The sequence below is a fragment of the Streptomyces sp. NBC_00523 genome (genome assembly GCF_036346615.1).
Lineage (GTDB): Bacteria > Actinomycetota > Actinomycetes > Streptomycetales > Streptomycetaceae > Streptomyces.
Map to the genome: position 1 here is coordinate 1,845,706 of NZ_CP107836.1, position 23,714 is coordinate 1,869,419.

Annotated in this window: 22 protein-coding genes; 9 read left to right on the forward strand and 13 right to left on the reverse strand. The window is 72.0% G+C overall.

The annotated features are described in order from the left end of the window. Positions 1-4: 4 nt before the first annotated feature. The 4 genes from OHS17_RS08330 to hisD are packed head-to-tail and all read right to left on the reverse strand — an operon-like array spanning position 5 to position 3,217. Positions 5-172, reverse strand: a complete 168-nt coding sequence (locus OHS17_RS08330) for a hypothetical protein (protein ID WP_018104487.1) — start codon at positions 170-172, stop codon at positions 5-7. After that, positions 169-765, reverse strand: coding sequence for an imidazoleglycerol-phosphate dehydratase HisB (gene hisB, locus OHS17_RS08335; RefSeq protein ID WP_037786278.1), 597 nt, complete (start codon positions 763-765; stop codon positions 169-171). The genes OHS17_RS08330 and hisB overlap by 4 nt, the downstream gene beginning before the upstream one ends. Continuing rightward, a complete protein-coding gene (locus tag OHS17_RS08340; protein ID WP_330311647.1) occupies positions 762-1,898 on the reverse strand; it encodes a histidinol-phosphate transaminase in 1,137 nt (378 codons plus the stop codon). The genes hisB and OHS17_RS08340 overlap by 4 nt, the downstream gene beginning before the upstream one ends. Then, on the reverse strand, positions 1,895-3,217 hold the full coding sequence (hisD, locus tag OHS17_RS08345) for a histidinol dehydrogenase (RefSeq protein WP_330311648.1): 1,323 nt from the start codon (positions 3,215-3,217) through the stop codon (positions 1,895-1,897). The genes OHS17_RS08340 and hisD overlap by 4 nt, the downstream gene beginning before the upstream one ends. 146 nt (positions 3,218-3,363) lie before the next feature. Between hisD and OHS17_RS08350 the strand changes: the two genes are divergently transcribed. The 4 genes from OHS17_RS08350 (at position 3,364) to ybaK (ending at position 7,474) form a co-directional block, all read left to right on the forward strand. Beyond that, positions 3,364-4,965 (forward strand): oxidoreductase, encoded by a 1,602-nt coding sequence (locus OHS17_RS08350; protein ID WP_161212643.1) that lies wholly within the window; start codon positions 3,364-3,366, stop codon positions 4,963-4,965. A gap of 214 nt (positions 4,966-5,179) precedes the next feature. Beyond that, complete coding sequence (locus tag OHS17_RS08355) at positions 5,180-6,220, forward strand: hypothetical protein (protein WP_330311649.1); 1,041 nt, start codon at positions 5,180-5,182, stop codon at positions 6,218-6,220. Between the two features lie 5 nt (positions 6,221-6,225). Next, positions 6,226-6,969 (forward strand): LON peptidase substrate-binding domain-containing protein, encoded by a 744-nt coding sequence (locus OHS17_RS08360; protein WP_330311650.1) that lies wholly within the window; start codon positions 6,226-6,228, stop codon positions 6,967-6,969. 4 nt (positions 6,970-6,973) lie between these two features. Next, positions 6,974-7,474, forward strand: a complete 501-nt coding sequence (gene ybaK, locus OHS17_RS08365) for a Cys-tRNA(Pro) deacylase (protein ID WP_330311651.1) — start codon at positions 6,974-6,976, stop codon at positions 7,472-7,474. Between the two features lie 144 nt (positions 7,475-7,618). Here ybaK and OHS17_RS08370 read toward each other — a convergent pair whose 3' ends face one another. The 4 genes from OHS17_RS08370 to OHS17_RS08385 all read right to left on the reverse strand — a co-directional run bounded on the left by OHS17_RS08370 (position 7,619) and on the right by OHS17_RS08385 (position 11,597). Next, positions 7,619-8,341 (reverse strand): ABC transporter permease, encoded by a 723-nt coding sequence (locus tag OHS17_RS08370; protein WP_330311652.1) that lies wholly within the window; start codon positions 8,339-8,341, stop codon positions 7,619-7,621. Between the two features lie 34 nt (positions 8,342-8,375). Then, positions 8,376-9,161, reverse strand: coding sequence for an ABC transporter permease (locus tag OHS17_RS08375; RefSeq protein WP_018104477.1), 786 nt, complete (start codon positions 9,159-9,161; stop codon positions 8,376-8,378). Then, the gene (locus tag OHS17_RS08380) at positions 9,158-10,132 is read right to left on the reverse strand and encodes an ABC transporter ATP-binding protein (RefSeq protein ID WP_330315189.1); all 975 of its coding nucleotides are present in this window, start codon (positions 10,130-10,132) and stop codon (positions 9,158-9,160) included. Before OHS17_RS08380 ends, OHS17_RS08375 begins: the two co-directional genes overlap by 4 nt. A 154-nt stretch (positions 10,133-10,286) precedes the next feature. After that, positions 10,287-11,597, reverse strand: a complete 1,311-nt coding sequence (locus tag OHS17_RS08385) for an NYN domain-containing protein (protein ID WP_330311653.1) — start codon at positions 11,595-11,597, stop codon at positions 10,287-10,289. Positions 11,598-11,819: 222 nt separating this feature from the next. Between OHS17_RS08385 and OHS17_RS08390 the strand changes: the two genes are divergently transcribed. After that, on the forward strand, positions 11,820-11,999 hold the full coding sequence (locus OHS17_RS08390) for a hypothetical protein (protein ID WP_330311654.1): 180 nt from the start codon (positions 11,820-11,822) through the stop codon (positions 11,997-11,999). Positions 12,000-12,076: 77 nt separating this feature from the next. Here the strand turns inward: OHS17_RS08390 and dnaE are convergent, their stop codons facing one another. Further along, positions 12,077-15,613, reverse strand: a complete 3,537-nt coding sequence (gene dnaE / locus OHS17_RS08395; protein ID WP_330311655.1) for a DNA polymerase III subunit alpha — start codon at positions 15,611-15,613, stop codon at positions 12,077-12,079. A 201-nt stretch (positions 15,614-15,814) separates the two neighbouring features. On the opposite strand from dnaE, the gene OHS17_RS08400 reads away from it, so the two are divergent. Genes OHS17_RS08400 through OHS17_RS08410 form a run of 3 tightly spaced genes read left to right on the forward strand, consistent with a single transcriptional unit; the run spans position 15,815 to position 18,789 of the window. Next, positions 15,815-17,140, forward strand: a complete 1,326-nt coding sequence (locus tag OHS17_RS08400) for a DUF2252 domain-containing protein (protein WP_330311656.1) — start codon at positions 15,815-15,817, stop codon at positions 17,138-17,140. A gap of 58 nt (positions 17,141-17,198) precedes the next feature. Then, positions 17,199-17,915 carry a hypothetical protein gene (locus OHS17_RS08405; protein WP_330311657.1) on the forward strand — a complete coding sequence of 239 codons (717 nt, stop codon included), beginning with the start codon at positions 17,199-17,201 and terminating at the stop codon, positions 17,913-17,915. A gap of 49 nt (positions 17,916-17,964) precedes the next feature. Continuing rightward, complete coding sequence (locus OHS17_RS08410; protein WP_330311658.1) at positions 17,965-18,789, forward strand: thioredoxin domain-containing protein; 825 nt, start codon at positions 17,965-17,967, stop codon at positions 18,787-18,789. A gap of 51 nt (positions 18,790-18,840) precedes the next feature. Here OHS17_RS08410 and OHS17_RS08415 read toward each other — a convergent pair whose 3' ends face one another. Next, positions 18,841-19,419, reverse strand: a complete 579-nt coding sequence (locus OHS17_RS08415; RefSeq protein WP_330311659.1) for a dienelactone hydrolase family protein — start codon at positions 19,417-19,419, stop codon at positions 18,841-18,843. A gap of 37 nt (positions 19,420-19,456) precedes the next feature. On the opposite strand from OHS17_RS08415, the gene OHS17_RS08420 reads away from it, so the two are divergent. After that, the gene (locus tag OHS17_RS08420) at positions 19,457-20,587 is read left to right on the forward strand and encodes a mechanosensitive ion channel family protein (RefSeq protein ID WP_330311660.1); all 1,131 of its coding nucleotides are present in this window, start codon (positions 19,457-19,459) and stop codon (positions 20,585-20,587) included. A gap of 2 nt (positions 20,588-20,589) precedes the next feature. Here OHS17_RS08420 and OHS17_RS08425 read toward each other — a convergent pair whose 3' ends face one another. The 3 genes from OHS17_RS08425 to OHS17_RS08435 all read right to left on the reverse strand — a co-directional run bounded on the left by OHS17_RS08425 (position 20,590) and on the right by OHS17_RS08435 (position 23,700). Then, positions 20,590-22,176 (reverse strand): Na+/H+ antiporter, encoded by a 1,587-nt coding sequence (locus OHS17_RS08425; protein ID WP_330311661.1) that lies wholly within the window; start codon positions 22,174-22,176, stop codon positions 20,590-20,592. 109 nt (positions 22,177-22,285) lie between these two features. Next, the gene (locus tag OHS17_RS08430; protein ID WP_330311662.1) at positions 22,286-22,762 is read right to left on the reverse strand and encodes a GNAT family N-acetyltransferase; all 477 of its coding nucleotides are present in this window, start codon (positions 22,760-22,762) and stop codon (positions 22,286-22,288) included. Then, a complete protein-coding gene (locus OHS17_RS08435) occupies positions 22,759-23,700 on the reverse strand; it encodes an RluA family pseudouridine synthase (protein ID WP_161207763.1) in 942 nt (313 codons plus the stop codon). Before OHS17_RS08435 ends, OHS17_RS08430 begins: the two co-directional genes overlap by 4 nt. Between the last annotated feature and the right edge of the window lie 14 nt (positions 23,701-23,714).

The following is a 23,714-nucleotide window of genomic DNA, read 5'->3' on the forward strand; positions in this document are numbered from 1 at the left end:
CTTCCTAGTCCCAGAGACCTTGAATGCGCAGGACGCCCGCCACCAGGCACATCAGCGATGCGATGGAGAGCAGGACGATGACGCCCTTGGGCATCCCCTGCTTGGAGAAGGAGTAGACCCCGCCGGCCAGGAACAGGCCGACCAGGATCAGGATGGTGTTGAGGCCGGTCACAGGGCGCCCTTCGTGGACGGGAGGATGCCGGCCGCGCGCGGGTCGTGCTCGCTGGCGTAGCGCAGGGCGCGCGCGAGCGCCTTGAACTGGCACTCCACGATGTGGTGCGCGTTGCGCCCGTACGGGACGTGGACGTGCAGGGCGATCTGCGCCTGGGCGACGAACGACTCCAGGATGTGCCGGGTCATCGTCGTGTCGTACGCGCCGATCATCGGCGCCATGTTCTCGGGCTCGGTGTGCACCAGGTAGGGGCGGCCGGAGAGGTCCACGGTGACCTGGGCGAGCGACTCGTCCAGCGGGACGGTGCAGTTGCCGAAGCGGTAGATGCCGACCTTGTCGCCGAGCGCCTGCTTGAAGGCGGCGCCGAGCGCGAGGGCGGTGTCCTCGATGGTGTGGTGCGAGTCGATGTGCAGGTCGCCGTCGGTCTTGACGGTGAGGTCGAACAGACCGTGCCGGCCGAGCTGGTCGAGCATGTGGTCGTAGAAGCCGACGCCGGTCGCGACATCGACCTTGCCGGTGCCGTCGAGGTTGATCTCGACCAGCACGGACGTTTCCTTGGTGGTGCGTTCCACGCGGCCTACGCGGGGGCTCATGCGTCGTGCTCCTTCTTCATTTCGCGAACCGCGTCGAGGAACGCGTCGTTCTCTGCCGGGGTCCCCGCGGAGACCCGCAGCCATCCCGGTACGCCGTTGTCCCGGACCAGGACGCCCCGGTCGAGGATCTGCCGCCAGGCGGTGTGGCTGTCGGCGAAGCGGCCGAACTGGACGAAGTTGGCGTCCGATTCGGTGACGTCGAAGCCGAGGCCGCGCAGTTCGGTGACGATCCGGTCGCGCTCGCTCTTGAGCTGCGCGACGTACCCGAGGAGCGTATCGGTGTGCTCCAGGGCGGCGAGCGCGGTGGCCTGGGTGACGGAGGACAGGTGGTACGGCAGCCGGACCAGCTGCACCGCGTCGACCACGGCGGGGTCGGCGGCCAGGTAGCCGAGGCGGAGCCCGGCGGCGCCGAACGCCTTCGACATGGTGCGCGAGAGCACCAGGTGGCGGCGCCCCTCGATCAGCGGGAGCAGCGAGGGGTGGTGGCTGAATTCGCCGTACGCCTCGTCCACGACGACCATCGACGGCTTGGCGGCCTGCGCGGCCTCGTACAGCGCGAGGACGGTGTCGGCGTCGACGGCGGTGCCGGTGGGGTTGTTGGGCGAGGTGATGAAGACGACGTCGGGGCGGCGCTCCGCGATGGCGGCGCGGGCGGCGTCGACGTCGATGGTGAAGTCCTCGTTGCGCGGACCGGAGATCCAGGCGGTGCCGGTGCCGCGCGAGATGAGGGCGTGCATCGAGTACGAGGGCTCGAAGCCGATCGCGGTCCGGCCGGGCCCGCCGAAGGTCTGGAGCAGCTGCTGGAGGACCTCGTTGGAGCCGTTGGCGGCCCAGACGTTGGCGGTCCCGACGCGGTGCCCGGCGGTGCGGGTGAGGTAGCGGGCGAGCTCGGTGCGCAGCTCGACGGCGTCCCGGTCGGGGTAGCGGTTGAGGTCGCGGGCGGCCTCGCGGACCCGTTCGGCGATGCGGTCGACCAGGGCCTCGGGCAGCGGGTAGGGGTTCTCGTTGGTGTTGAGACGTACGGGGACGTCGAGCTGGGGCGCGCCGTACGGGGACTGGCCGCGCAGTTCGTCGCGGAGGGGCAGGGCGTCCCAGGGGTTGGCCGTGGGGCCGCCCGCGTTGCTGTTCGTCACTGCTGGGGAACCTTCCACCCGAACCTGGCCTTGAGCGCGGCGCCGTGGGCGGGGAGGTCCTCCGCCTCGGCGAGGGTCACCACGTGGTGGGTGACCTCGGCGAGCGCGTCGCGCGTGTAGTCGACGATGTGGATGCCGCGCAGGAAGGACTGCACGGACAGGCCCGAGGAGTGGCAGGCGCAGCCGCCGGTGGGCAGCACGTGGTTGGAGCCCGCGCAGTAGTCGCCGAGCGAGACGGGCGACCAGGGTCCGACGAAGACCGCCCCGGCGTTGCGGACGCGGTCGGCGAGGGCGGCGGCACCGGCGGTCTGGATCTCCAGGTGCTCGGCGGCGTACGCGTTGACGACGGTGAGGCCGTCCTCCGGGTCGTTGACGAGGACGATCGCGGACTGCCGGCCGGCGAGGGCGGGCTCGATACGCTCCTCGACGTGCTTGGTCGCGGCGACCTGGGTGACCAGCTCGGCCTCGGTGGCGGTGGCCAGCTCCTCGGAGTCGGTGACGAGGACGGCGGCGGCCATCGGGTCGTGCTCGGCCTGGCTGATCAGGTCGGCGGCGACGTGCACCGGGTCGGCGGTGGCATCGGCGAGGATCGCGATCTCGGTGGGTCCGGCTTCGGCGTCGATGCCGATACGGCCCTTGAGGAGGCGCTTGGCGGCGGCGACGTAGATGTTGCCGGGGCCGGTGACCAGGTCGACGGGGCGGCAGTCCTCGGTGCCGTACGCGAACATCGCGACGGCCTGGGCGCCGCCCGCCGCGTAGACCTCGTCCACGCCGAGGAGGGCGCAGGCGGCCAGGATCGTCGGGTGCGGGAGTCCGCCGAATTCGCGCTGGGGCGGCGAGGCGACGGCGAGGCCGGGGACGCCCGCCTCCTGGGCCGGGACGACGTTCATCACGACGGAGGACGGGTAGACCGCGCGGCCGCCCGGCACGTAGAGCCCGACGCGGTCGACGGGCACCCACTTCTCGGTGACCGTGCCGCCGGGGACGACCTGGGTGGTGTGCGTGGTGCGGCGCTGGGCGCGGTGGACGAGGCGGGCGCGGCGGATGGACTCGTCGAGGGCGGCGCGGACGGCCGGGTCCAGCTCTTCCAGGGCCCGGGCGAGGGCGGCGGCGGGCACCCGGACCGATTCCAGCCGGACGCCGTCGAACTTCTCCCCCCAGTCGATCACTGCCGCCGAGCCACGATGGCGTACGTCCTCGCAGATGGGCCGCACCGTCTCCAGGGCGGCTTCCACGTCGAACTCGGCACGGGGCAGCAGGTCGCGCAGGGCGCCACCCTCGGGGAGGGCATCGCCGCGCAGATCGATTCGAGAGATCACACCGCAATTCTCGCAGACCGCCACGCGCTGCCGGACGGCCGTATCACTGGCTGATACATGCCGGTGCTGTGACGGCTGACTATGTGCGTTCATTCCGTCACTCAGAGGGAATAACGGGATCACGCCTCCGAACGAAAGGGGCACCGGTGACGGAGCGGCACGACGATGATCTCCCGGACGGCCTCAGCGCGGCGGAGCTGGGCATGTGGCAGTCCTTCCGGAACGGCACGACCTACGACCTCCGGTCCCGCGACCGGGCCCGCGACGATCCGTTCGCCCCGCACGAGTGGGGCCCCGAGCGCAGTGTGGCGGCCCGGGTCGTCGCCCGGCTGCTGCTGAGCGGACCGCCGGCCCGGCCGGGCCGGGTGACGGCGCTGAAGCTCTGGGGCGTACGGATCACGGGGAAGCTGGACCTGGCGGGCGGGCGCGTCGATCCGTACGTGGAGCTGACCGGCTGCCGGTTCGACGAGGAGGTGGCGTTCCCGGAGTGCCACTTCACGACCCTGCGGCTGGTGGGGTGCGCGGTGCCCCGGATCGACGCGGCCCGGCTGCGCACCGAGGGCGATCTGCATCTGCCGCGCTGCCGGGTGGAGCGCGGGATCCGGCTCACGGACGCCCAGATCGGCACGGACCTGCTGGTCAACCAGATCGAGGTCGGCCCGGACCGGCAGGGGCGGGCGCTGCTCGGGGACGGTCTCGCGGTCGCCCAGGACCTCCAGGCCGAGATGGCCGACATGCTGGGCGAGCTGAGTCTGCGCGGGGCGAAGGTGGGCGGTTCGCTGAGCCTGCGCGGCAGCCGGCTGCGCGCGGGCCGGGGCCGCCGCGCGCTGAACGCCCCGCAGCTCAGCGTCGAGCGGACGCTGTACATGAGCGAGGCGTGGGTCAGCGTCGACACGGGGAACCAGGGCACCACTCCCCCGTACGGCATCGCGACCTCGCCGACCCCGGCGCACGGCACCCGCTCGCAGGTGTTCCGCTGCCGGGGCGGGGTGCGGCTGGACGACGGCAGGTTCGGGGACGCGGTGGACCTGCACAAGGCGGTGTTCGTGCTGGACGCGCACGAGGAGCTGTCGCTGCGCCGGACGGTCACTCCGGAGCTCCGGTTCAACCCTGAGCGGCCGGTGCGCGGCCGGGTGGTGCTCAACGGCGCGAAGGTCGTCACGCTGATCGACGTGTCGTCCAGCTGGCCGGGCCCGGGCGGGCTCGCGATGGGCGGCTTCGTGTACGAGAACCTCGTCCCGTACGGACACTTCCCGCTGTCCCGGCGCCTGGAGTGGGTGGCGGCGGCGACCCCGGAGTACGTGCCGGAGCCGTACGAGCGGCTGGCGGCGGTGCTCCGGAGCTGCGGGGAGGACGCGGACGCCCGGGAGGTGCTGCTCGCCAAGCAGCGCCGCCGCCGCGAGACCCTGCCGCCGGCCGGGAAGCTGTGGGGCTACCTCCAGGACTGGACGGTGGCGTACGGATACCGGCCGGGGCGGGCCGCGGTGTGGATGGCGGTGCTGTGGGCGGCGGGCACGCTGGCGTTCTCGCGGTACGACCCGGCCTCGATCAAGGGCGCGGAGCATCCGCAGTGGAACGCGGCGCTGTACGCGCTGGATCTGCTCATCCCGGTGATCGATCTCGGCCAGGACGGCTACTGGCGGATGGAGGGCGGCTGGCAGTGGATGGCGGCGGCGCTGATCCTGCTGGGTTGGATCCTGGCCACCACCGTCGCGGCGGGCGCCTCCCGGCTGCTGCGCCGGGGCTGACCGCCGGACGCCGGAGCGCGGGCCCCCTTCCCCGGTGACGGCGGGCCGCACGGGCCCCGGGCAGACCACGGACCTTCTGCCCACCACCGACGAGAATCAGCCAGAATCCCGGAATTCCTTTACCGCTCCTTGACCGATGACCGGGCAACCCATCCGCTCGGCACAAATGCTTCACAGCACACCCCCTGGCGCCCGTCTCCACCAGCGCTTTTGAATGGTCTGCACCATGCCTTTCCTCCGCGCTCTGCTCCGAACCGCGCGCGTGATCCGGCACACCCCGGCGCTCTCCACCGGGCTGCCCACGGACCACGCCGTGCTGCTCGACGCCCCCGACGAACGGCTGTCCCCCGCGCTGGTGGCCGCCGCGGCCGGGGAGTACGAACCGGCCGCGAAGCTCCTGGCGACCACCCGGGACGCGGCCGAGTGGGAGAGCCGGGACCGCTATCTGAGACGACTCGTCGCGTTCGCCCGCAACCGGGACGGCTGGCTCGCGGACTGGCTGGCCGCCTCGCCGCACGATCCGGACGCGCTGCTCGTCAAGGCTCAGCTCTCGGTCGACCGCGCCTGGGAGTCTCCGGCGCGCGCGGAGCAGCTGCGCGAGGTGGGGCCGCTGATCACGGCGGCCGCCGCCGGTGATCCGCGCGACCCGGTGCCCTGGCGCCTGGCGCTGGACCACGCCCGGGGCACGCAGGCCACGCACACCACGTTCGAGGCGCTGTGGGGGGAGGCCCTCCAGCGCTCCACGCACCACTACGGCTGCCATGTCGCCGCCCTCCAGTACCTCTCGGCCGCCTGGTACGGCTCGCACCGCGAGTGCTTCGACTTCGCCGAGCGGGCCGCCGAGGACTCGGTGCCCAGCTCCCTGGTCCAGGCACTGCCGCTGCGGGCCGCGTTCGCGATGCTCACCGAAGGGCCGTGGGACACCCGGTCGACCTCGGTGCAGGTGGAGCGGATCGACGCGGCGGCGGACCTGGCGATCTCGCTGTCGGCCACCTTCGCCCCGGGCGACCCGTGGCCGGCCGAGGTCCGCAATCTGCTCGCGTACGTCCTGGTGGTACGGGGCCGGTGGGCCGAGGCGCTGGAGCAGTTCGGCCGGATCGGCCCGCACGCGTCCTCGTTCCCGTGGGCTTCGGTGTCCGGCGATCCGCTGGGCCGGTTCCTGGACGCGCGGGACGGCGCACGGCTCCGGGTGGCCTCCGCGACCCCGCTGAGGCAAGGCTCCGGGCGAGGGCGGGCGCGCGGCCATTACGCTTGACCGCTGTGACCACCGCTCGCCTGCCCCTGTTCCCGCTGAACGCGGTGCTGTTCCCCGGCCTCGTGCTGCCCCTCAACGTCTTCGAGGAGCGATATCGCGCCATGATGCGGTCGCTCCTGACCATCGATGAGGACGAACCGCGCCGGTTCGCCGTGGTCGCCATCCGCGACGGCCGGGAGACCGCCGTCACGGGTCTCGGCATGCCGGAGGCGGTCCGCAAGCCCGTCGAACGCGGCCCGGCCGACGGCTTCGGACCCGATCCCCTCCAGTCGCTGCACCGGGTGGGCTGCGTCGCCGACGCCGCGACCGTCCGGGAGCGCGCGGACGGCAGCTTCGAGGTCCTGGCCACCGGCACCACCCGGGTCCGGCTCCTGTCCGTGGACGCGAGCGGACCCTTCCTCACGGCCGAGCTGGAGGAGCTGGAGGAGGACCCGGGCGACGAGGCGGGCCCGCTCGCCGAGGGCGTCCTGCGGGCCTTCCGCGGCTACCAGAAGCGCCTGGCGGGCGCGAGCGAACGCTCCCTCACCACGGGCGCGGAGCTGCCGGACGACCCGTCGGTCGTCTCGTACCTGGTCGCCTCCACGGTGGTCCTGGACGTCCCCGCCAAGCAGCGGCTCCTCCAGGCCCCGGACACCGCGACCCGGCTCCGCGAGGAGCTGCGGATCCTGCGCGCGGAGACGGCGGTGATCCGGCACCTGCCCTCCCTCCCGGCGGTGGACCTGACCGTCGCCCCGACGCACCCCAACTGAGGCCATGGCCAAGAAGCAGAAGAAGTCCCCGTCCGGCGGCACCCCCGCCACGGTCGCCCTGACGGCGGCGGGCACGGAGTTCACCGTGCACGCGTACGAGCACGACCCGGCGTCGCCCTCCTACGGCGAGGAGGCGGCCGAGGCCCTGGGCGTCTCCCCCGACCGCGTCTTCAAGACCCTGATCGCCGACGTGGACGGCCGCCTGACGGTCGCCGTCGTCCCGGTCGCCGGCTCCCTGGACCTGAAGGCCCTGGCCGCGGCGGCCGGCGGCAAACGCGCCACGATGGCGGACCCGGCCGCGGCGGAACGCACCACGGGCTACGTCCGGGGCGGCATCTCCCCCCTGGGCCAGCGCAAACGCCTCCCCACGGTCCTGGACGCGTCCTCCCGCACCCACCCCACGATCTGCGTCTCGGCGGGCCGCCGCGGCCTGGAGGTGGAACTGTCCCCGGAGGACCTGGCAGCCCTGACGGGCGCGGTGTTCGCGGACATCGGCCGGGGCTGACGCCCTCCAGCCCCGCCGGCGTGTGAGGCGCGGGGTCCGGGGCAGAGCCGAACCTCCAGCCCCGCCGGCGCTTGAGGCGCGGGGTCCGGGGCAGAGCCCCGGTTTCGGGAAGGGGCGGGTAGGGGAAAGCCCCGCGCAGCGGCCCTACGCCCCGTCGGACCCGGAAGACGGCACCCCGGACGACGGCGCCGAAGGCGCCCCCGGCCCCCACCCCCCGTAAGACGCCCACTCCCCCTCGAACTCCCGCGGCCCCCAAGCCGCGGTCAATCCCAGATGCACCACCATCGCCGCCAGCCCCCAAGCCAGCAGCACCCCATGCGCGTGCATCTCCAGAGGCGCGTCGAACACGACCCCCTTGCCGACCTCACGCGCGTGCGCGACCACATCGGACGTCGGCCCCAGCCGCGTCCCGAGCTGCCACGCCAGCAGCGACCCGAGGACGCTGCCCACCGCGAGACCCACCGTCAGCCAGATACCGCCGCGCCGGTGGAACAAGAACACGAGCCCCGCCGAAACCGCCCCGAACGCCAGCCCGAGCAGCGCGAACGTGCCGTCGGCGCCGATCGCCTCCTCGCCCTCGCTGTCGTTGAGGAAGACCGCGGTGTTGTCGGAAATCAGCGGCACCCGGGGCGCCAGCCACAGCCAGAGCAGCCCCATCAGGACTCCGGCGACGGTCACCACGGCGGCGACGATCCCCGCCCGCCGCAGATCCGCCCGCAGCTCCTCCCGGTCCACCCCCGGCGAGGGCGCCAGGTGGGAGCCGTACACAGCGGCGGGACCACCCGGCTCACCCCCCGGACCCGGCTTCTGCCAGTCGTGGTGGTCGTCGGACGAGGGCCGGTTCGGCGGCGTCAGAGGTGCGGTCACCGTGCCATCGTGCCAGGCGCCCGTGAGCCGCGCCTCACCGGACCGCCGCCCTGCGGTACGCCCAGGTGGCGACGGCGAGCGAGACGACCCCGACGACGGCGCAGACCGCGAGGTCGAGCGCGACGACCGCCCAGTCGGGATGGGCGCCGAAGGACCGGGCCAGCGCCTCGACCCCGTACGTGGACGGCAGCAGATCGCGCGCCCAGCCCACCGGCTCCGGCAGCCGGTCGGCCGGCAGGACGCCCAGCAGCAGCGCGGCGGACATGCCGAGCTGTCCGAGGAGCGTGGCGAGTTCCTGGCGCGGCGCGAGGAGCCCCAGCGCGGCGCCGAGGCCCGAGAGCGCCGCGCCGGAGAGCGGCACGACGGCCACGAGCACCCACAGATGCGCCATCGGCAGCCCGAACAGCACGCTGCCGGTCACCGCGGTGACGACGGTCCCGGGCACGGTGAAGGAGGCGTACGCCCCCGCCGCGCCGAGCACGACGGCGGCGGGCGGCACGGGCAGCGTGGCGTAGTGGTCGAGCCCGCCGCCCGCCCGCAGCTGCCCGAAGTACTGGGCGAGGAGGTTCAGCGCGACGAAGGCGACGACCAGGACGCTGGACCCGGCGACGACGGCCCGCGCCTCGGAGCCGCCGTCCACCACCCCGCGCATGAGGATCATGATGCCGATGGACTGGAAGGTCGCCACGAAGAGCAGCGGGATGCGGGCCACCCGGGCCCGGGAGAGCTGGGCGCGGTAGACGGCCGCGAGGGAGGGGAACAGCCGGGCCCGGGGGGCGAGCGTCGCGGCCGCCCCGGCCACCGCACCGATTCCGCTCATGCCTTCACCAGTCCCTTGGTCGCGCCGCCGCCGAGCGCGAGGTAGACGTCCTCCAGGCTCGGCGTCGCCAGGCTGAAGTCGTCCAGCGCCGCGAAGGCCGCTCCCCCGGTCACCGCGGCGACCGCCGCCCGCGCCTCGTCGGGCGCGAGCCGCAGCGCCCAGCGCCGCCCGGACTCCTGCGCACGCGCGCGCAGGGCCGCGACCTCGGGGACCTCCAGGGGGGCGCGGTCGCGCCACACCAGCTCGACCCGGACCTCCCCGGCGACGCGCTCCTTGAGCCCGGCGGGGGTGTCGCAGGCGATGACCTTGCCGCGTTCGATGACGGCGACCCGGTCGAGGACGGTCTCGGCCTCGATGACGTTGTGGGTGACGAGCAGGACCGTGGCGCCGCGCTCCGCGCGCCGCCGGTCGACGGCGGCCCAGACGGCGCGCCGGGCCACCGGGTCCATGCCGGTCGTGGGCTCGTCCAGGACGAGCACGGGGCGCTCCCCGACGAGCGCGGCGGCGAAGCAGGCGAGGCGCCGCTGGCCGCCGGAGAGCTTCTTCAGCGGCCGGCCCGCGAGGTCGGTGAGCCCGAGCTCGTCCAGGACGGCGTCGCGCTCGGCCCGGGCCTCGCGCACCGGGAGCCCGCGCAGCCGCCCGGTGGTCTCGGCGGCGAGGCCGACGGTCAGCTCGTCCAGGGCGGTGGACTCCTGCCCGAGGTAGCCGATCAGCCGGGAGGCCCGCTCGGGGTGGCGCACGAGGTCGTGGCCGAGGATGTCGACGCTGCCGGAGTCGGGCCGCATCAGCCCGGTGAGCTGGCGTACGAGGGTGGACTTGCCGGCTCCGTTGGGCCCGAGCAGTCCGAAGATCTCCCCCCGCCGGACGTCGAGGCTGATGCCGTCGGTGGCGCGCACTTCGGGGGTCGCGGGCGTGCCGCGGCGGCCCCGGGCCGGGGGGTAGGTCTTCACCAGATCGCGCACCGCGCACACGGTGCCGCTCGCCGTCGGCGCCTGCACTGTCCCCGTACTCACGAGGTACGAGGGTACGGGGTCCGGGGACCGGCATTACGCCCGGGGCCGCACCGATCGGACATCAACGCCACGGACGGCGGCCGGGTTGAGCGGCCCTCGCGCGAATGTGGACTCAGTCTCCGGCGGGCCCGGATTTCCCGGCCTTCTCCGCGGCCCGCTCGGCCGCCGGGGCGTGGTCGGCGGCGGTCCGTACGTCGATCTCGCGCCAGAAGCCCGCCCGGATCGCGTACCGGTCGTGCTCGTCGATCTGATCGTCCTTGTGGGCGAGGAGGCCGAAGCGGGCCGCGTACCGCAGGAGTTCGCCGTCGATGCGGTGCGGGATACGCGGGTAGAGGGCGGAGAGCTTCTGCAGATGGCCGGTCTCCGGGAGCCGTTCCATCCAGCGCCGGGCGAAGACCTGGCCCACCTCGAAGGGGTCGCCGCCGACCGTGGTGATGTCCTCCTCGCGGTCGGCCCAGCGCTGTTCGGCGCTGGTCAGCTGGGCGAGCGTCGGCAGGGACGCGGTCTCCGGGGGCTCGCCCAGCGGACCGCCGCGCTCCACCCAGCCCCGGTCCGACGACCAGCGCAGGGTCGCCGCGGGCTGCGGGGCGGGCTGCCGCTCGGCCGGTCCGGCGGGCCCGCGCAGGGTGCCGGCCAGGTCCTTCGGGGTGGGCACGCCCTTGGTGCCGGGGCCGTGCGCGGGCGGGGCGGGGGCCTCACCGGGCCGGGGCGCCGCCTCCTCGTCGTCGCGAGCCGTCTCCGCCTGCGCGGCGGCCCGCGACGCGCGCTCGGCGGAGGCGGCGAGGGCCGATTCGGGCAGCGGGGCGGAGAGGATCGCGGCGATCTCGGGGCGCGGGACGGGCGGCGGGGCGCAGAGGCCGCCGGTCTCCTTGGCCCGGACGGCCTGGGTGATCCAGGCGCGGTCCAGGACGCGGCGCTCGTCGGCCTCGGCGACCAGGTCCTCGGACTGGTTGTAGTCGCCGTCGGCGGCCTGGACGGCCCAGAGGTGGACGGCGACGCCGTGCTCCTTGGCGGACATCAGACCGGGGAGCAGGTCGCCGTCGCCGGTCACCAGGACCACGTCGGAGCAGGCGCGGTTGCGGGCGAGCTCGGTCAGCTCGGCGTGCATCGCGGCGTCGACGCCCTTCTGCGCCCAGCGTCCGTCACTGCGGGTGAGGGCTCCGAGCCGGACGGTGACCCGGGGCATCACGCGCAGCCTGCGGTGCTCGGGCTGCGGGACGCGGTCGGGGGCGCCGTCGAACCAGTAGATCCGCAGCAGCGGCTGCGCGGTGTCGGCCTCGGCGCGCTCGCGCAGCTGCTGGATGAGGGCCGCGTGGTCGACGGTGATGCGGGACCGGGCGGGCTCTCCTGCCAGCAGACTCGCGGCTGCGCCCAGCAAGTAGCCGGCGTCCACCAGGACGACGCAACGGTCCACGCGTTCCACCCTCTTCCAGGCAATCGGGATCGGGTTTTCTCAGGGTTCCTTCGAGTCTGCCCGACCACGCCGGGGTTAACGGCCGGAACTCGATCATCGGCGTGGCGGATCGCGAAAAGCGCGCATCATACCCCGCCACTACGCACGGTAATGATCCGACATGCGATGTTTATCCGATTATGTGAATCTGACGGTGGTCCTGGCCCCGAGAGTCCTTATAGGAGGAACACCATGGCCAAGAACAAGAACCGCAAGCAGGGCAGCCAGCAGGATCGCGCTTCGCAGGCGGAGCGCGCTTCCGAGCAGTCGCGCTCGACGGCCACCGAGGCCCAGAGCTCGATGCAGTCGCAGGCGCAGGGCAGCCCTGCCGATGTTGCACGCAAGCATCAGCGGCGCTTCGGCCACAACTGACCGGACTCCCGGTAAGGCACACCGAGAGGGGCGACCCCGCGCAAGCGGAGCCGCCCCTCTCGTACGCGTACCGGCGATCAGCCCGCCAGGCAGGACGGACCGAGCAGCACCTTCAGGTCGCCGAAGAGCGCCGGGTCCGGCTTCACCCGGTGCCGGTCGAGCCGGAGCACCGTGGTCTTGCGGGGACCCTGGAGCCGGATGCGTACCTCGGTGTCGCCCCGGTGGCTGTTCAGCACCTCACCGAGCCGGCTGACCATGGGCGGGGTGACCCGGACCGTCGGGATGGTCAGGACGACGGGCGCGTTGGTCCCGGCGTTGGAGATGTCGGGGACCTGCATCTCCATGGCGACCAGGCGCGGCACGTCCTCGCGCTTGTCGAGGCGCCCCTTGACGAAGACGACGGTGTCCTCGACCAGCTGCGTGGAGACCAGCTGGTAGGTGGCGGGGAAGAACATGCACTCGATGGAGCCGGCCAGGTCCTCCACGGTGGCGATGGCCCAGGCGTTGCCCTGCTTGGTCATCTTGCGCTGGAGGCCGGAGATGATGCCGCCCACCGTGACGATCGCGCCGTCGGCGTGCTCACCGCCGGTGAGCTGCGAGATCGACGCGTCCGACTTGTCCGACAGCACGTGCTCCAGACCGAAGAGCGGGTGGTCGGAGACGTAGAGCCCGAGCATCTCGCGCTCCTGGGCCAGCAGATAGGACTTCTCCCACTCGACGTCGGAGAACTCCACGTCGAGCCCGAAGCCCGGCTCGTCGCTGTCCTCCTCGCCGCCGCCGAAGAGGTCGAACTGCCCCTCGGCCTCCTTGCGCTTGACCTGCACCACGTTGTCGATCATGGGCTCGTGGTGGGCGACGAGGCCCTTGCGGGTGTGGCCCATCTCGTCGAAGGCGCCCGCCTTGATGAGCGATTCCACGGTCCGCTTGTTGCAGACGACCGCCTCGACCTTGTCCAGGAAGTCGGGGAAGGTGCTGTACTTCCCCTTCGTCTTGCGGCACCGGATGATCGAGTCCACGACGTTCTGGCCGACGTTGCGGACGGCCGTGAGCCCGAAGAGGATCACGTCGTCGCCCTGGGCGGCGAAGTTGGACTCCGACTCGTTGACGTTCGGCGGGAGCACCTTGATGCCCATGCGCCGGCACTCGTTCAGGTAGACCGCGGACTTGTCCTTGTCGTCCTTGACCGAGGTCAGCAGGGCCGCCATGTACTCGGCGGGGTAGTTCGCCTTGAGGTACGCGGTCCAGTAGGTGACGAGCCCGTACGCGGAGGAGTGCGCCTTGTTGAACGCGTACCCGGCGAACGGGACCAGGACGTCCCAGAGCGCCTTGATCGCCGCGTCCGAGAAGCCCTTCTTCTTGGCGCCGGCCTCGAAGAGGACGAAGTTCTTCGCCAGCTCCTCGGGCTTCTTCTTGCCCATCACGCGGCGCAGGATGTCGGCCTCGCCGAGCGAGTAGCCGGCGACGATCTGCGCGGCCTTCTGCACCTGCTCCTGGTACACGATCAGGCCGTAGGTGAGGCCCAGGACCTCCTTGAGCGGCTCCTCCAGCTCAGGGTGGATCGGGGTGATCTCCTGGCGGCCGTTCTTGCGCTCGGCGTAGTTCGTGTGCGAGTTCATGCCCATCGGGCCCGGCCGGTAGAGGGCCGAGACGGCGGAAATGTCCTCGAAGTTGTCGGGCTGCATCTGGCGCAGCAGCGAGCGCATCGGCCCGCCGTCGAACTGGAACACGCCGAGCGTGTCACCGCGGCACAGCAGCTCGTACGTCTTGGGGTCGTCCAGCGGGAGGGCGAGCATCTCCAGGTCGATGCCCTTGTTGGACTTCACCATCTTGATGGCGTCGTCCATGATCGTCAGGTTGCGCAGCCCCAGGAAGTCCATCTTGAGGAGGCCGAGCGACTCGCACTGCGGGTAGTCCCACTGCGTGATGGTGACGCCGTCGGTGTGCCGCACCCAGACCGGGGCGTGGTCCACGATCGGCTCGCTGGACATGATGACGCCGGCGGCGTGCACGCCCATCTGCCGGACCAGGCCCTCGACGCCCTTGGCGGTGTCGATGACCTTCTTGACGTCCGGCTCGTTCTCGTACATCCCCCGGATCTCGCCGGCCTCGCTGTAGCGCGGGTGGCTGGGGTCGGTGATGCCGTTGAGGTCGATGCCCTTGCCGAGGACGTCGGCGGGCATGGCCTTGGTGAGGCGGTCGCCCATGGCGTACGGGTAGCCGAGGACGCGGGCGGAGTCCTTGATCGCGTTCTTGGCCTTGATCTTGCCGTAGGTGCCGATCATGGCGACCTTGTCGGCGCCGTACTTCTCGGTCACGTACCGGATGACCTCGACGCGCCTGCGCTCGTCGAAGTCGATGTCGACGTCGGGCATGGAGACGCGCTCGGGGTTGAGGAACCGCTCGAAGATCAGCCCGTGCTCGATCGGGTCGAGGTCGGTGATGCCCATCGCGTACGAGACGATCGAGCCGGCCGCGGAGCCTCGGCCGGGGCCGACCGCGATGCCGTTGTTCTTGGCCCACATGATGAAGTCGGCGACGACCAGGAAGTACCCCGGGAACCCCATCTGGATGATGATGTCCATCTCGTACTCGACCTGCCGCTGCCGGTCCTCGGGGACGCCGTTCGGGAAACGGCGGTTCATCCCGACCCGGACCTCCTCCTGGAACCAGGTGATCTCCGTGTAGCCCTCGGGGATCTCGAACTTCGGCATCAGGTCGCGCTTCTCGAACATCCCGGTGGTGTCGATCTGCTCGGCGACCAGGAGGGTGTTCGCGCATCCCTCCTGCCAGGCGTCGGAGGAGTCGACCCCGTACATCTCGTCCGTGGTCTTCAGGTAGTAGCCGGTGCCGTCGAAGCGGAAGCGGTCCGGGTCGGAGAGGTTCTTGCCGGTCTGGATGCAGAGCAGGGCGTCGTGCGCGGTCGCCTCGGAGGCGTACGTGTAGTGCGAGTCGTTCGTCACGAGCGGCGGAATGCCGAGCTTCTTGCCGATCTCCAGCAGCCCGTCGCGGACCCGGCGCTCGATCTCGATGCCGTGGTCCATCAGCTCCAGGAAGTAGCGCCCCTCGCCGAAGATGTCCTTGTAGTCGGAGGCCGCCTTGACCGCCTCGTCGAACTGGCCGAGCCGCAGCCGCGTCTGGACCTCGCCGGAGGGGCAGCCGGTGGACGCGATCAGGCCCTCGGACCACTGGGCGATGGTCTCCTTGTCCATACGCGGCCACTTCTGGAGCCAGCCCTCGGCGTAGGCGTCGGACGACAGCTTGAAGAGGTTGTGCAGACCGGTGCTGTTGGCCGCCCAGATCGTCTTGTGGGTGTAACCACCCGAACCGGAGACGTCGTCGCGCTTCTGGTGCGGCTGCCCCCACTGGATCTTCCGCTTGTGCTTGCGCGACTCGGGCGCGACGTACGCCTCGATCCCGATGATCGGCGTCACACCCGCCTTCTGCGCCGAGTGGAAGAAGTCGTACGCCCCGTGCAGGTTGCCGTGGTCGGTCATCGCGATATGGGACATGCCCATCTCGTTGCACGCGTTGAACATGTCCTTGAGCCGCGCGGCACCGTCCAGCAGCGAGTACTGGGTGTGGACGTGAAGGTGCGTGAAGGGCGGCTTGGTCACGGCGCTGTGCCTCCGGGGAAATGTGGATGACGGGACGGGTGACGTCTCGGGATGTCTGGGGGGACAGCGTGGAAGTCTACGTCTCCGAGGAGCGCGGCGACGGGCACTCCGCGATACGGTCGCGCGTTGGAAGGGCGGGACCACCCGTCCCTTTTGTCATGCACGTCATCAGCCAGGTCAGGCACCAGGAGGCAGTCACAGATGTCGGACACGCAGACCGGCGCGGAGCGGCGCGGGGAGCAGATTCTCGAGGTCTTCGACGCCGCCTTCAGGGAGCTCCTGGCGGCCGATCCGGCCGCGTTCCGGGTCAAGTTCCGCAAGATGGCGGGCTCCGCCTTCGCGTTCTACCGGGGCACGGCCTGCCTGTTCTACAGCGACCTGGAGCGCGAGCGGCACGGCGGCCCGTATCTGGACGAGCGCACCGGCCGGGTCTGGATCCACGGCGACCTGCACGCGGAGAACTTCGGCACCTACATGGACGCCAACGGCCGCCTCGTCTTCAACGTGAACGACTTCGACGAGGCGTACGTGGGCCCCTTCACCTGGGACCTCAAGCGCTTCGCCGCCTCCGTCGCCCTGCTGGGGTACGCGAAGGCGCTGGGCGACGAGCAGATCACCGAGCTGGTACGGGTCTACGCGGCGGCCTACCGCGAGCGCATCCGCGCCCTGGCCACGGGCGCCAAGGATGAGGAGGTGCCCCCCTTCACCCTGGACACCGCCGAGGGGCCGCTGCTCGGCGCGCTGCGCACCGCCCGCTCGCTGACCCGTTTCTCGCTGCTGGACTCGATGACCGAGATCCGCGACTTCGAGCGCCGGTTCGCCGAGGGCGGCGGCGCGATCGACCTGGACGCGGCCACGCGGTACAAGGTGCTCGCGGCGTTCGACGGCTATCTGGAGACGCTGCCGGAGTCGAGCCTGACCCGGCCCGACTCGTACCGGGTCAAGGACGTCGTGGGCCGGCGCGGCATCGGCATCGGTTCGGCGGGCCTGCCCTCGTACAACATCCTCCTGGAGGGCAACAGCGACGCCCTGGAGAACGATGTCGTGATCTACCTCAAGCAGGCGCAGACCCCGGCCGTCTCCCGGCACATCACGGACGCGGCGGTCCGCGGCTACTTCCAGCACGAGGGCCACCGCACGGTGATCTCGCAGCGCGCCCTCCAGGCCCACGCCGACCCGTGGCTCGGCTGGACCGAGCTCGACGGCGCCGGCCAGCTCGTCGCCGAGGTGTCGCCGTACGCGGTGGACCTGGACTGGTCCGACATCGACGAGCCCGACGAGATCGCGGCGCTCGTCGCCGACCTCGGCCGGGCCACGGCCACGATGCACTCGGCGGCGGACGACGAGAGCGGCCACTCGCTGGTGCCGTTTTCCACGGAGCGGGCGATCGACGCCGCCGTCGCGGCCGACGAGGAGGGCTTCGGGGACCTCCTCGTGGACTTCGCCCACAGTTACGGCGCCCGGGCCCGCGCGGACCACCAGATCTTCGTGGACCTCTTCCGCAACGGGCGCATCCCGGGGCTGTAGCCGGCGAAACGGAACCTTTAGGGGTCGCTTACAGGTTCGCATGCGACACTCCTGGGCGATGGACATATCCGGGACGCAGCTCAGAGCGGCACGCGCGGCGCTTTTCACAGCGCTCGTAGTGACGCTCTCCGCCGCGTCCCACGTCCTGCTCTCCCAGGTCGCGCTGCCCCTGGTCCCCGTCGCCGTGCTGGCCGGGGCCGTCTTCGCGGCGGCCTACGCCCTGGCCGGCCGCCAGCGCGGCTTCGGGGCCATCGCCGGACTCCTGGTCCCCCTGGAGCTGGCCGCCGACACCTTCTTCACCACCGGGCAGCACCTCTGCTACGGGGCGGCGGGCGGCCCGATAGCGGGCCCCCTGCGCTCGGTGGGCGTCGACGTCCTGTGCGGCGGCGACCTCGGCCCCGGCACGGCCCAGCTCGGCGACGTGGGCACCCCGCTCGCCTCGGTGACCGCGGGCGGCCAGGGCGCCGCCGCACTGCTCGCCTCCCCCGGCCCGCTGGTCCCCTGGCTGCTGCTGGCCGCCCATGTCACGGTCGGGCTGCTCGCCGCCGCCTGGCTGCACCGCGGGGAGCTGGCGCTCGCCGGGCTGCTCCGGGCGGGCGCGCTGCTGGCGTTCCGGCCGCTGCTGACCGCGGTGGCCGTGGTGCGCGCGGCGGGCCGCCCGCCGCGTGCCCGGGTCCGCGCCGCCGCCTCCGGGCCGCTGCTGCCGGGCCGCGCCCGCCTCCGCGTGCACTCCGTGGGACGGAGGGGTCCGCCGCTCGGGGCCTGTGCCCTCTGAGCAACGCGAGCCCCGGACCGTACGACCCACATCCACGGAGAACACCACCATGAGCAAGCGCAACAGCCAGGCCAACAAGTCCGCCGCCCGCGAGCGGCTGCGCGCGGAGCGCGAGCGCCAGGCGAAGAAGGACAAGGCCCGCCGGCAGGTCATCGTCGGCGTCTCGGTCGTCGCCGTCCTCGCCGTCGCGGGCGGCGTCGCCTACGGCGTGAAGAAGCTCAACGAGCCCGCCTACTGGGAAGCGGCCAAGGACGCCAAGCTCGTCGCGCCCAAGAACACCTCCGGCAAGGACGGCACCACCGTCGTCGTCGGCAAGGACACCGCGAAGAAGACCCTCAAGGTGTACGAGGACCCGCGCTGCCCGATCTGCGCCCAGCTCGAACAGACCGTCGGCGCGACCATGAAGAAGGACATGGACGACGGCAAGTACAAGGTCCAGTTCGTCGGAGCGACCTTCCTCGACACCAACATCCCCGGAGAGGGCTCCCGGAACGCGCTGAGCGCGCTGGGCGCCGCGCTCGACGTGAGCCCCGAGGCGTTCCTCGAATACAAGAGCGCGCTCTACTCGGCGAAGTACCACCCCGAGGAGCAGGACGACAAGTTCAAGGACGACTCGTACCTGATCAAGGTCGCCGACACCGTGGACGCGCTGAAGGGGAACTCCGCGTTCCAGAAGGCCGTCAAGGACGGGACCTTCGACAAGTGGGCCCTGACGCTGAGCAAGAAGTTCGACGAGGACGGCAAGAAGTACGACTTCCAGGGCACGCCGACCCTCGTCATGGACGACAAGAAGGTGACCGGCAACGACGGCAAGAACGCGCCGATGACCGTCGACGAGTACACGACGGCGCTCACCGCCGCGCTGAAGGGCTGACCCGCCCCCTCGAAGGGCTCCGCACGGCCACCGCGCGGAGCCCTTCGCGCGTCACAGCGTGGCGAGGAACCCGATCGCGACCTTCCAGGCCAGCTCCGCCGCCTCCCGGTCGAAGTCCGGCAGCTCCGGGTCGGTGAACAGGTGCCCGGCGCCCGGGTAGCGGTAGACCTCCACGTCCGCCCCGGTCCGCTGCATGTCCAGGTACCAGGAGTTCAGCCAGTCCGACGTCTCGTACGGGTCGGGGTCGGCGACGTGCAGCTGTACCGGCAGCTCGTCCACCGAGGCGTTCTCGGCGATGTCCGAGGTGCCGTGCAGGAGCAGCAGCCCGCGCGCCTTCTCGTCGCCGAGCGCCAGGGTCTGGGCGACCGAGGCGCCGAGCGAGAAACCGGCGTAGACGAGGCCCTGGTCGGAGTAGGGCGCGGCGGCGAGCACGGCCCGCTTCAGCAGCTCCTCCTTGCCGGTTTCCTCCCGGAACGCCTCCGCTTCCTCCACCGAATCAAAGGTGTGCCCGTCGAACAGATCGGGCACGCGCACCTCGTGCCCCGCGGCGCGCAGCCGGTCGGCTGCGGCGTGCACGGCGGGGCGCAGACCGTACATCGAGTGGAAAAGCATGATGTTCATGACGCCCATGGTGCCAGTTGCGTTCGAAGGGATGGAGAGCGACAGCATGGAGAATGTTCTGCGGCCGCTGATCGTCCTCGGCGGCTCGGTGGTGATCACCCTGGCGGCGGGCTGGCTGTTCGACTTCCTGCTGAGGCGCGCCGACGCCCGGCACCACGAGACCCCGCTGTGGGGCCTGCTGCGGCGCTGCCGCATCCCGTTCCAGCTGGTCATGTGCGCGGCGCTGCTGCGAGGTACGTACGCGAGGACCGGCCTCGGCCCGGTCCAGGACCACCGGGTGGGCATCGGCCGGCTGCTGACGCTGGTACTGATCGGCGCGTCGGCCTGGCTGGTGGTGCGGATCGCCATCGCGGTCGTGGACTCGGTGTACGCGCGCTACGCGGCGGCCCACAACCGGGACCCCGCGCGGGTGCGGCGGGTGCGGACGCAGGTGACGCTGATCCAGCGCGTGGTCATCGCCGTGGCGACGACCCTGGCGGTCGCGGCGATGCTGCTGACGTTCCCCGAGATGCAGGCGGTGGGGACCTCGATGCTGGCGTCGGCCGGTCTCCTCGGCATCGTCGCCGGTGTCGCCGCCCAGTCCACGCTGGGCAACCTCTTCGCGGGCCTTCAGATCGCGTTCGGCGACATGGTCCGCATCGGCGACACCGTGGTGGTGGACGGAGAGTGGGGCACGATCGAGGAGATCACGCTGACCTTCCTCGCGGTGCGGACGTGGGACGAGCGGCGGATCACGATGCCGGTCTCGTACTTCACGGGCAAGCCGTTCGAGAACTGGTCGCGCGGCGGGGCGCAGATGACCGGCTCGGTCTTCTTCCACCTCGACCACTCGGCGCCGATCGAGGCGATGCGCGACAAGCTGCGGGACATCCTCGGCGAGTGCGCCGCCTGGGACGGCCGGAACTGGTCCCTGGCGGTCACGGACACCACCCCGACGACGATCCAGGTGCGGGCGGTGGTCACGGCGAAGGACGCGGACGACATCTGGACGGCGCGCTGCGCGGTCCGGGAGCAGCTGATCGGCTGGCTGCGCGACCACCACCCGTACGCGCTGCCGCGGGTCGCGACGGCCCCCGCGGCGCTCCCGCCCGGCGACGCCTGGCCGTCGGTGAACGGGAACGGCAAGGACGAGAAGCCGAGCAGCTGGAACCGGACCCCGCGCACCGGCCGGGGCTGAGCTCAGCGCAGGCTGCGGACGTCCAGCTGCCGCAGGACCCGGTCCACGACCTCCGGGTCGGAGCCGGGTTCGCTGCGCGCGGAGAGCACGGCGTGGCGGGCGGCCGACATCATCTCGCGCTGGATCCGGCTGACCGCCTGGAACCGTTCGACGCGCTTGGCGTAGGCGTCGCGCCGTTCGTCGTCCACCATCTCGGGGCTGATCCGCGCCCCCACGTCGTACGCGAGCCGGTGCAGCCGCTCCGTGACCTCCTCGGGGAAGTCCTCGGTCTCCTCGATCTCCCTGAGCCGCTGCCGGGCCGCCTTGGCCGCCCGGATCGCGAGGTCCTTCTCCAGGGCCGCCTCGGCGTCCGTGTCCGCGCGCACCCCGAGCTTCCGCACCAGCCAGGGCAGCGTCAGCCCCTGGAAGACCAGGGTCACCATGATCACGGAGAACGCGATGAAGACGATCTCGTCGCGGCCGGGGAACGGCTTGCCGTCGTCCGTCTCCAGCGGGATCGCGAGGGCCAGCGCGACGGAGGCCACCCCGCGCATCCCGGCCCACCACATGATCACGGTCTCCCGCCAGCTGGTGGGGATCTCCTCGCTGACGTCCCGCCGGGTGTGCAGCCGCTTGGCGAGCCAGGTGGCCGGGAGCAGATAGAGGAGCCGTACGCCGACGACGACCGCGACGACCGCGAGGCCCCAGCCGGCCATCTCCAGCTCGCGGCCGTTCGCGGTGCCGAACACGTTGTGCAGTTCGAGGCCGATGAGCCCGAAGGCGATCCCGGTGACCAGGGTGTCCACGATCTCCCAGAAGGTGCGTCCGGTGAGCCGGCCGAGGACGTCGTCGGCGTCCGCGGTGTGCTCGGCGAGGAAGATCGCGGTCATCAGGACGGCGAGCACCCCGGAGCCCATCAGCTCCTCGGCGAGCACGTAGCTGACGAACGGCACCAGCAGGGTCAGGCCGACCTGGAGGGTGGCGTCGCCGAGCAGCCCCATCAGCTTGATGGTGAGCCAGCCGAGCGCGACGCCCACTGCCACGGCGACCACCGCGGACAGCACGAGCAGCCCGAACGCCTCGGGCCACGAGAAGGTCCCGCTGACGGCCGCCGCGATGGCCACGTGGTACAGCACGATCGCGGTGACGTCGTTGAACAGCCCCTCGCCCTCCAGGATGGAGATGAGCCGCCGGGGCAGCCCGACGGACCCGGCGACGGCGGTGGCGGCGACCGGGTCGGGCGGGGCGACGAGCGCGCCGAGGGCGACGGCGGCGGCGAGCGGCAGGCCGGGCACGATCGAGTGGGCCACCGCAGCGACGGCGGCGGTCGTGAGGAAGACCAGGGCGACGGCCAGCAGGAAGATGGGCCGCTTGTTCGCGGCGAACTGCCGCCAGGACGTGCGCTGCACCGAGGCGTAGAGCAGCGGCGGCAGCAGCGCGGGGAGGATGATCTCCGGCGGGATGTCCACGTTCGGCACGAAGCTGAGGAAGGCCAGCACGACGCCGAAGAGCGTCATCAGCACCGGCGCCGGCAGCTTCAGCCGGTCCCCCAGCGGGACCGTGACCACGGCACCGAGCAGGAGCAGGAGCAGCAGTGACATCTGGTCCACGGGGTGCCTTCCGAAGCGCTCCGGCCGGGGCCCGGTCCCACGCCCGGCCGATGCCCCTCACCCTGCCATGCGCCCCCCGCCCGCCGAGGTCAGGGGGTGCGGCGGGGCGTCAGATCGTCCGGCGCATGGCCCGGTGCGGGATGCCCGCGTCCATGAACTCGGGGCCGTACGGCTCGTAGCCGAGGCGCTCGTAGAAGCGCAGGGCGTGCGTCTGGGCGTGCAGGTCGACCGCGGTGAGGCCCTGGCTCCGGGCCGCGTCCTCGATGGCCCGCACGAGCGCGGCGCCGACGCCGAGGCCCCGGGCCTCCTTGCTCACCGCGAGCCGGCCGAGCGAGCCGACGGCCGGGTCCCCGCCGGTGTGCGGGGCGGCGGCGGGGCCGTGCAGCAGCCGCCCGGTCCCGAGCGCGGTCCCGTCGGCGGCGACGGCTATGACGTGCAACGCGTCCGCGTCGTGGGCGTCGTACTCGATCTCCTCCGGCACGTTCTGCTCACCGACGAAGACCTCCTTGCGGACCTGGAAGCACGCGGCGCGGTCCTGCTCGTCGGCGACGGGCCTGGTGGTGTACGCGAGGGGCCCGGCCGTCACTGGCTCTCCTCCGCGATGCGGTCCAGCGCCTGCTGGAGGTCGTCGGGGTAAGTGCTGGTGAACTCGACCCAGCTCCCGTCGGCGGGGTGCTCGAAGCCCAGCTTCACCGCGTGCAGCCACTGCCGGGTCAGGCCGAGGCGCTTGGCCATGGTGGGGTCGGCGCCGTAGGTGAGGTCGCCGACGCAGGGGTGGCGGTGGGCGGCCATGTGCACCCGGATCTGGTGGGTGCGCCCGGTCTCCAGCTTGATGTCGAGGAGGCTGGCGGCCCGGTACGCCTCGATGAGGTCGTAGTGGGTCACCGAGGCCTTGCCGTCCGCGACGACCGCCCACTTGTAGTCGTGGTTCGGGTGGCGGCCGATGGGGGCGTCGATGGTGCCGCTCATCGGGTCCGGGTGGCCCTGGACCAGCGCGTTGTACTTCTTCTCCACGACCCGGTCGCGGAACTGCGCCTTCAGCAGGGTGTAGGCGCGCTCGGACTTGGCGACGACCATCAGCCCGGAGGTGCCGACGTCGAGGCGGTGCACGATGCCCTGGCGCTCGGCGGCGCCGGAGGTCGAGATCCGGTACCCGGCTGCGGCGAGGCCGCCGATGACGGTGGTGCCGGTCCAGCCGGGGCTGGGGTGGGCGGCGACGCCGACCGGCTTGACGATCACCACGATGTCGTCGTCGTCGTGGACGATCTCCATGCCCTCGACGGGCTCGGCGACGATCTGTACGGGCGCGGGCGCCTGCGGCATCTCCACTTCGAGCCAGGCACCGCCGTGCACCCGCTCGGACTTCCCGACCACCGAGCCGTCCACCTGCACCTTTCCTGCGGCGGCCAGGTCGGCGGCCTTGGTGCGGGAGAAGCCGAACATCCGGGAGATGGCGGCGTCGACGCGCTCGCCCTCCAGACCATCGGGGACGGGCAGGGTGCGGACCTCGGGTTGCGTACTCACCAGTCGAGTATGCC